Origin of the sequence: Yoonia maricola (assembly GCF_002797915.1) — a bacterium.
Taxonomy (GTDB): Bacteria; Pseudomonadota; Alphaproteobacteria; order Rhodobacterales; family Rhodobacteraceae; genus Yoonia; species Yoonia maricola.
Window position 1 is genome coordinate 1 of sequence record NZ_PGTY01000007.1, and the last position, 1,057, is coordinate 1,057.

Consider the following 1,057-nt stretch of genomic DNA (forward strand, 5'->3'; position numbering starts at 1 on the left):
GTGCGGCCGCCTTCGCGGATCGCGAAGCGCAGGCCGTCTTCCATCGCGATCGGTGCGATCAGCTCGACGTTGAACTTCAGGTTGTCGCCCGGCATCACCATTTCTGTGCCCGCGGGCAGCTCAACCGTGCCGGTCACATCTGTGGTCCGGAAGTAGAACTGTGGACGGTAGTTGGCAAAGAATGGCGTGTGACGACCACCCTCTTCCTTGGTCAGGATATAGGCCTCGGCCTCGAACTTGGTGTGTGGCTTCACGGAACCTGGCTTACACAGGATCTGACCACGCTCAACGCCTTCACGGTCAACACCGCGCAGCAGGGCACCGATGTTGTCGCCAGCTTCACCAGAATCCAGCAGCTTGCGGAACATTTCAACACCCGTACATGTGGTCTTGGATGTGTCGCGGATACCCACGATTTCAATCTCGTCACCGACATTGATCACGCCACGCTCAACACGGCCGGTCACAACAGTCCCGCGGCCAGAGATCGAGAACACGTCCTCGATCGGCATCAGGAACGGCAGGTCAACCGCACGGGCCGGTGTCGGGATGTAGCTGTCCACAGCTTCCATCAGCTTTTCGATCGAGTTCTTGCCGATCTCGTCATCACGCTCTTCCATCGCGGCCAAGGCCGAACCCGGGATCACAGGAATGTCGTCGCCAGGGTACTCGTAAGAGGACAGAAGCTCGCGGATTTCCATTTCCACCAGCTCAAGCAGCTCTTCGTCGTCAACCTGATCGACCTTGTTCATGTAGACAACCATGTAAGGGATGCCCACCTGACGACCGAGCAGGATGTGCTCGCGGGTCTGTGGCATCGGGCCGTCAGCCGCGTTCACAACCAGAATTGCGCCGTCCATCTGGGCGGCACCAGTGATCATGTTCTTGACGTAGTCGGCGTGGCCGGGGCAGTCGACGTGCGCGTAGTGACGCGACTCTGTCTCATACTCAACGTGTGCGGTCGAGATCGTGATACCACGGGCTTTTTCTTCGGGCGCGCCGTCGATCTGGTCATAGGCCTGGAAGTCACCAAAGTACTTCGTGATCGCCGCTGTCA

1 protein-coding gene is annotated in these 1,057 nt (G+C 58.8%); it reads right to left on the bottom strand.

Going from position 1 to position 1,057, the window contains the following annotated elements; genetic code table 11:
• A partial coding sequence (tuf, locus tag BC777_RS19175; RefSeq protein WP_100369844.1) for an elongation factor Tu occupies window positions 1-1,057 on the bottom strand: 1,057 nt, incomplete at both ends.